Origin of the sequence: Micromonospora sp. NPDC049580, assembly GCF_040675595.1 — a bacterium.
Taxonomy (GTDB): Bacteria; Actinomycetota; Actinomycetes; order Mycobacteriales; family Micromonosporaceae; genus Micromonospora.
Genome location: NZ_JBFAPG010000323.1, coordinates 1 through 7,464, shown reverse-complemented (window position 1 = coordinate 7,464; position 7,464 = coordinate 1). Strand labels below are relative to the sequence as shown.

General features: G+C 71.8%; 5 protein-coding genes. 1 reads left to right on the top strand and 4 read right to left on the bottom strand.

Annotated features, from left to right (window positions below; translation table 11 throughout):
* Positions 1-1,217: D-alanyl-D-alanine carboxypeptidase (locus tag AB0J68_RS22690; RefSeq protein ID WP_363940400.1), on the bottom strand; the 1,217-nt coding region annotated here is incomplete at its 3' end.
* 520 nt (positions 1,218-1,737) lie between these two features.
* On the opposite strand from AB0J68_RS22690, the gene AB0J68_RS22685 reads away from it, so the two are divergent.
* The gene (locus AB0J68_RS22685; protein WP_363940399.1) at positions 1,738-3,006 is read left to right on the top strand and encodes an Ig-like domain-containing protein; all 1,269 of its coding nucleotides are present in this window, start codon (positions 1,738-1,740) and stop codon (positions 3,004-3,006) included.
* A 117-nt stretch (positions 3,007-3,123) separates the two neighbouring features.
* Here the strand turns inward: AB0J68_RS22685 and ygiD are convergent, their stop codons facing one another.
* The 3 genes from ygiD to AB0J68_RS22670 all read right to left on the bottom strand — a co-directional run bounded on the left by ygiD (position 3,124) and on the right by AB0J68_RS22670 (position 7,376).
* Positions 3,124-3,969, bottom strand: coding sequence for a 4,5-DOPA dioxygenase extradiol (ygiD, locus tag AB0J68_RS22680; protein WP_363940398.1), 846 nt, complete (start codon positions 3,967-3,969; stop codon positions 3,124-3,126).
* Positions 3,970-4,200: 231 nt separating this feature from the next.
* Positions 4,201-5,718 (bottom strand): FGGY family carbohydrate kinase, encoded by a 1,518-nt coding sequence (locus tag AB0J68_RS22675; protein WP_355138332.1) that lies wholly within the window; start codon positions 5,716-5,718, stop codon positions 4,201-4,203.
* A complete protein-coding gene (locus tag AB0J68_RS22670) occupies positions 5,715-7,376 on the bottom strand; it encodes a glycerol-3-phosphate dehydrogenase/oxidase (RefSeq protein ID WP_355067959.1) in 1,662 nt (553 codons plus the stop codon). Before AB0J68_RS22670 ends, AB0J68_RS22675 begins: the two co-directional genes overlap by 4 nt.
* Between the last annotated feature and the right edge of the window lie 88 nt (positions 7,377-7,464).

Below are 7,464 nucleotides of genomic sequence, written 5' to 3'. Positions count from 1 at the left end.
CCCGCCCCGAGCGAGCGAACGGGGGCTGGCCGCGGGGCCGGGCCCCCCGGGGGCGCCCCCTGGCCCCCGCCGCCCGGGGCCGGGGCGGCGCCGCGCCCGCGGCCCGCCGGTATGGACAGCCGCGACCGGTCCCCGGCCTGACCGTGGTGCTCGCCCTCGCCGGCGGCCGCGGCATGGTCGTCCGTCTTCTCGCCCGGGGTGACCAGGCGGCCGACGGACGCGCCGGGGGAGAGGGCGAAGCCCCAGTCGAGCAGGGCTCCCGCCTCGCCCAGGCTGCCCAGCGGCGCGGTCTCCGCGCCGAGCAGGGTCACCGCGAGCCGCCGCCCGTTGCGCTCGGCCACCCCGACGTACGTCTGTCGAGCCAGGTCGGTGAAGCCGGTCTTTCCGCCGAGCGTTCCCGGGTAGTGGTCCAGCAGCGTGTTGTCATGGGTGATGGCGAAGCCCGGGGTGCCCGCGTCGCCGGCTATCTGGGCCACCCGGGTCGCGATGTACCGCCGGAAGTCCTCGCGGGCGTAGGTGGCCCGCGCGATCAGCGCCAGGTCGTACGCGCTGGTGTACTGGCCGGGACCGTCCAGACCGGAGGGCGTCGCCGCGTGGGTCTGATTCGCGCGCAGCCGGTGCGCCTCGTTGTTCATCGCCTGCACCCCGCCCGGCCGGCCGGCGGCGGCGCCGCCGACGCGGGCCAGCACGTTGGCCGCGTCGTTGCCCGACTTGAGGAGCAGCCCCAGCCACAGGCTCTCGATCGAGTAGCGGCCACCCTCGACCACCCCCATCAGCGAGCTGGCCGGATCGAGATCCTGCAGATCAGCCCGGGTCACCTCGACCATCTGGGCCGGGTCCAGGCGGGGCATCAGGGCCGCGGCCAGCAGCATCTTCTGCACGCTGGCCGGCGTGCGGAGCTCGTGCGGGCCGCACCCGCCCAGCACCGCGCCACTGTCGAGGTCCGCCACGAGCCACGAGGTGGCCGTCACCGCCGGCGCCGTCGGCGCACCCACCGGAATGGCCAGGCCGGTCGTGGCCAGCGCGGCACCGCCGACCGCCCGATCAGCGGCACCGACCGGTGGTGGAGACGCTCCGGCGGGCGGCGGCACCGCCGGCTTCACGGCCGGGCAGGGCATGTCGGGCGTGGCGGCCGTGCGCGTCGGTGACCCGGCCACCAGAACCGGCGTGGCCAGGAAGGCGCTGAGTGCTACGGCGGTAACGCGAATGATGGTCACGTCAATGCACCGTAATTCGCCGATCTGGCGAGCCCAGCCGGGTTGCCGAAAGTAGTCCAGCGACGGCTCGAAATCCGCCACCGCAACGGGCTCGCGTTCCTTCTGCTTCTTCGCGAAGCTTTCGCCCGACGGTCCGGCTTCATGGCAGCTTGGGGGGCGGCGGAGTGCCTGCCGGACGTGCCCGGCCCGGCGGCGATCCGTGCGCTGCTGGCGAACCGGCGCACGACGGTCGAGTCGCGCTCGATCCGGATCAGCCGGGAGTTGCGGGTGGCTCCCGGGCCGAGTCGCCGTAAGCGGAAGCGCCGGCGCAACGCGGCCGGGACGGGATGGGCGAGCAGTGGCGTACTCATTTTGTCGGAACGGTCACGAACGGAAATGACCGGGCCGGTTCACGCCATAAGGGAATGCGTGGGGAAAGGTTTCCGGAGCCTTGCGCGACGGTTCCGCTGAAATCGCCGCAGACATCTCTCCGCCGTGGTGAAAATGTGGGCAGAGGGAAAGCCATGAACGGGGGGACAATATGGAGCTGAGGCAGCGATTGAGGCTGCTGTCGGTGACCATCGCGGCCACGCCGTTGGTCCTGGCGGGATGCACCGCCGACCGCCTGCCGGGAGCCCGACAAGCGAACACGGCACCGCCGCAACTGACCGTGACACCCGGCGACCACGCGGGGGACGTGCCGGTCAGCGCGGAGGTGGGGGCCACCGTCAAGGACGGGAAGATCACCTCGGTGCGGTTGACCGACGACAAGGGTGCGCAGGTGCCGGCGGAGCCGCGGGAGGACGGGTCGAGCTGGGTGCCGGCCAAGCCGTTGCAGAATTTGCGGACGTACACGGCGGAGGTGACCGCGACCGGTGGCAAGGGCCGGACGACCACGCAGAGAACGACGTTCAGGACAATGGCGAAACCGGGCAACAGACAGGCCGTGACCACCGTCCTGAATTTCGCCGCAGACCAGACGTACGGGACGGCCATGCCGGTGGTGGTCACGTTCGACCCGGCGATTCCGAAGGAGGCCCGGGCGGACGTGCAGCGGCGGTTGTTCGTGAAGACGGATCCACCCCAGCCGGGGACCTGGTCCTGGCTGGACGACGGCAAGCAGGTCGAGTACCGGGCGCCCGACTTCTGGAAGCCGGGCACGAAGATCAGCGTGCGGAGCGCGCTGGAAGGGCTGCCGATCGGTAAGGACGCCATCGGCGACGCGGACCGGTCGGGCACCTCGAAGATCGGCCGGCAGGTGTCGCTGGACATCGACAACGCCACCAAGCAGATGGCGGTCTACCGGGACGGCAAGCTGCTGCGCAAGATTCCGGTCAGTCTCGGCAAGCCGAGCACACCGAGCTCCAGCGGCACCATGGTGGTCATGGAGAAGTTCGACTACACGACCTTCAACACTATGGGCGACCCGAATGGCGGTTACATCGTCGACGTCGAGGACGCCCAGCGGCTCACCAACGGCGGCGAGTTCATCCACGCCGCACCGTGGTCGGTGGGGGATCAGGGCAACACCAACGTCTCGCACGGCTGCACCAACGTCTCCAACGAGAACGCCGACTGGCTGATGGGGATCACACAGGTCGGCGACCTGGTGACGGTCAAGGGCACCGAGGTGGCGCTGGATCCGGGCAACGGCTGGACGGCCTGGAATGTCGGCTGGGACGAGTTCGCCAAGGGCAGTGCGCTGGCCGTACCGGTCGGGCTGAGGCCCACGGTCACGGCCACTCCGCACCCGGGAGCGGTGGCCGGCGGGTCGGCGCCCGCCCCCACCCGCTCCAACAGCGGCGGCTGATCCGGTCGTACGCCTTCGCACGATCGCGCCGCGGCCTGCGGTTCCGGACGCTCTCCGGCCGCAGGTCGCGGCGTTGTCAGCTCTGCGGGGCCACCTTCCGTCAGGTCGCGCGCAACCCTAGATGTTCGAGCCGTCGGCCGGCAGGTCGTCGGGCGGCTGTGGGGATCCGCCTTCGCCAGCTGCGTCGGGGCAGGGCAGCCCGAGGGTGTAAGCCGTCATCGACAACGATCCGTAGGCGTAGCCGTCCACGAGGACGTCGGTGTCCGGCGCGTCGGCGGTGGCGGCCAGACCGGCGAGGTAGAGCGCGGGAATGAAGTGATCCGGTGTCGGCACCGCGTGGCGGAAGTCGCGGTGGGTGTCGAGCGTCGCGAATTCGCCCGGATCGGTCAACATGCGGGTCTTGGCGTCCTCGTCGAAGCGCTGGGCCCAGTCGTAGCCGTCGTCGGTCAGCTTCCAGTCCATGCCGCGTAGGTTGTGCACGACGTTGCCGCTGGCGATGATGAGCACTCCGCGTTGTCTCAGTGGAGCGAGTTTGGCGCCGAGCTGGAAATGGTAGTCCAAGGGCTTGTCGGCGTTGATGCTGAGCTGTACGACCGGGACCGAGGCGTCCGGGAAAGCGTGCGTCAAGACAGACCAGGTGCCGTGGTCGATGCCCCAGCTGTCGAGGTCGGCGCCGACCCAGGTCGGGTGAACGGTGTCGCTGATCTCCGTAACCAGCTCGGGCAGCCCCGGCGCGGGGTACTCCACCTCGAACAACGCCTGCGGAAAGCCGTAGAAGTCGTGGATGGTCCGCGGCCGGGGCATCGCGGTGACGGCGGTGGCGTTGGTGTACCAATGCGCGCTGATGACCAGGATGACACGGGGCCGCGGCACCGCGGCGCCGAACGCCCTCCACGAGGTGGTGTATCGGTTGACCTCGAGAGCGTTCATGGGGTTGCCATGGCCGATGAACGCGGCGGGCATCAGTGCACCTGAGCCGCCGGGGGTCTCTGCGGTCACGTCGGGCCCTTCCGGAGTCGCCGTCGGAGCGTCACCTGAAGTGTCGGGTAGATCTTCAGGGTAGACCGCTGACCGCCGGTCGACAGCGAACTCCGGATCGGACCCGCAGGGGGAGGAGGGTTGGTCGATTCGGTGTCTCGCACGCGGGGGCCGCCCCGTAGCGGGCTCCGGTGACCTGCAACCCCTGGGCGCACGTCAGGTCGTGCTGTAGCGCTCGACCTCCGACCACACGGAGGACATGCCGGCGAGACAGCGGTCGAACACCTGGGAGTGCGCAAGGTAGGCGGCCCGGTCGGGTCCCGGGTACACGCACAGGTCGTCCTCGTCGTTGACGGTCCACGGCGGCACGTCGTGGGCAAGGGCGCCGGGTAGCAGGGAGGCGACTCCGCGGGCTCCCAGCTCGCTGGTGAGCTGGCGCCGGACGGGTCGCCCCAGCACGTCGGCGAAGATCTGCGCCCAGACCGTTGACCGGGCGCCTCCGCCGGCCAGCCGCCAGGGGCGGTCCCCGACGTCCGCGCCGCTGGCCAACACCCGGTCCAGCTGCACCCGGTGGTACTGGGCGACCCCCTCGATGACCGCTCGGGTGAGGTGCCCGCGGCGGTGATTGCTGGAGATGCCGAGGAAGGTGCCGGACGCCGACGGGTGCTCGGGCGAGCCGTTGACGAACGGTAGGAACAGCAGACCGTCCGCGCCGGGTGGCACGGTGGCCGCTTCCCGCAGGAGTTCCGCCGCGGCGACGCTGCCGACCTGGTCGTGCGCGACCCCGGCGCAGGCGAGCCACTCCAGGTTCGCCGCGGAGGTCGGCGCGACCTCCATGGCCAGCATCGTGGCCGGGTCGGGCATGAACGCGCTGAGGGTTACCTCGGGGGCGGGCGCACGCGCGGGGACGACGACGCCGTTGATCGCCCAGGTGCCGACGATGATCGTCCCATCCCCGACCTCCCGGCCCCCGGCGCCGAGGGTCGCCGCCACGCAGTCCATGCAACCCGCGATGACCGGCAGGCCCTCGGGGAGCCCGCTGCGGGCCGCGGCGGCGGCGCTCAGCCCGGCGACCACCGCGTCGGAGCGCCGCAGCGGCGGGAACCGGTCGAGGTCGGTGGCCGGCAGCCCGACGAGTTCGAGCGCCGTGGCGGTGTAGGCGCGGGTGCCGAGCGCGACCATGCCGGAGGCGCTGGCGTCGCTGTAGTCGGCGCTGGCCACGCCGGTGAGCTGCGAGGTGACCCAGTCCTTGCAGGAGAGGGCCCACCGGGTGGCCGCGTAGGCGTCGGCGTCGTTGTCCCGCAGCCAGCGCAGCAGGACGCTGGGCTGGGCGGCCCAGGGAATCGACCCGGTCTCCTCGGCCAGCCGGCGTGCCCCCTCCGGCGGGATGGCCTGGACGATCCGCTGGGCGCGGCTGTCCGAGGAGGCGATGGCCGGCCCCACCGGGCGCAGCGCCTCGTCGACCGGGTAGAGGCCGTTGCCGTGGGCGGCCACCCCGATGCCGGCCGGGGCGTACCCGTCGGCGGCCAGCTTGCCGGTGATCTCGCCGAGCAGTGACATCACCGTGTCGGCCAGCGCGGGCATGCCCACGTCGTGGCGGTGGGCGGTCACGCTGGTGCGCGGCGTGCGGGCGTGCACGACGGCGAGCTCGCGGCCCTCGATGTCGAAGGCGGCCGCCTTGGTGGCGGTGAGCCCGACGTCGACCCCGAGGTAGCAGATGTGCGGTGTCGTCATGACGTCCTCCTGTCGCTGTTCGGGGTTGCCGCCGAGAGGTTCAGCGCGCGCGGGCGGAAGCGTCGCAGCTCGGCGTGGTAGGCGGCCACCTCGGCGCGGGCCCGTTCGTCGTCCCAGCCGAGATGCCGGACGGCGACGTCCGCGCAGGTCACGGCGGTCGACAGCGCCATGTCCGGGCCGAGGCCGATCAGGGTACGACGCAGCAGGACGTCTGCCAACGTCACGGCCCTCTCCTCGCGGAACGCCATGACGATCTCGGCGGCGACCGCGCCGCTCTGCTCGTCGACGACCTCGGCGAGTGATGGATCGGTGACGACGAGTTCGCGCACGCGGCGCGCCCGCACCCCGTACAGGTCGAGCAGCCGGGCCCGCTGGTCGCCGGTGAACGGGGTCGCCGAGCGCTGGAACTCCGCGCGGAACGTACGCCAGTCGGCGGTGTCGGCGCCGGGCAGCGGCCGGGTACGGGTGGTGCACCGTCCGCGGGGCCGGCCGAGCACCTTCAGCGCCGCGTCGGTGGCGTCCTCGGCGAGCGCCCGGTGGGTGGTCAGCTTGCCGCCGATGATCGACAGCAGTCCGGCGTACGCCGGCGCGTGGTCGAGCACTGTGTGCCCACGGCTGATCTTGGCGTTGTCCGAGACGCCGGCCGTGTGTGGCAGCGGGCGGATCCCGGCGACGCTGTAGAGCACGTCGGCCGGGGTGAGCTTGGCCTGCGGAATGATCCGGTTGGTCTCGTTGAGCAGGTACTCGATCTCGGCGTCGCTGGCGACGACCTCGTCGAGGTCCCCGTCGTAGGTGAGGTCGGTGCTGCCCAGGATGTAGCGACCCGCCCACGGGAAGATGAAGATCGGCCGCTGGTCGGCGGCGGCCTCGAAGAAGATGCAGGTGTCCGGGGCGCCGGGGAACGGGTCGAGGATGACGTGGCTGCCCTTGGTGCCGCCGTTGAGCCGCCGGCTCTCGACCTGTCCGCGTAGGATCTGGTCGATCCACGGCCCGGCGGCGTTCACGGTGAGCCGGGCTCGGATCCGCCCCTGCTGACCGGACCGGTTGTCCGTGGTCCGCACCCCGAGCACCCGGCCGTCTTCGACGATGAGCCCGGTCACCGTGGTGTAGGTCAGCACCCGCGCGCCCAGCCGTTCCGCGTCGAGCAGCAGTTCGACGCAGAGCCGCTCGGCCCACGGCACCTGCGCGTCGCGGAAGAGCACCCCGCCGCGCAGCCCGTCGCGCGACAGCTGCGGCCAGCGCTGACCGATCCGGCGGGCGGACAGGCCCCGGCTGATCCCGCGCCCGCGGCGGGCGGCCAGCACGTCAAAGGCCGCCAGGCCGAGCCGGACCAGCGGTCCCGGTCGGCTGTCGCGGGCGTAGGACGGGATGAGCATCGGGTAGTCGTGCACCAGGTGCGGGGCGGTGCGGAACAGCAGGTGGCGTTCGCGGATGGACTCGTTCACCAGGGTGAAGTCGTAGCGTTCGAGGTACTTCAGGCCACCGTGGATGAGCCGGCTCGACGTGCTCGTCGTACCGGCGCCGACGTCGCCCCGGTCCACGACGACCACACTCAGGCCGCGGTCGGCGGCGTCTCTGGCGATGGCAAGGCCGTTGATGCCGGCGCCGACGATGACGAGGTCGACGACGTCATCGGGTCCGGTCTGTGGCTGCGACATGAAGGCTCCCGGGGGTGTGGGGGGGGGGTGAAGGGCTGCCTGCCCGGGACCCCCACCCAGCGGGGGGGGGAGGGATTGTAGGTAGCCG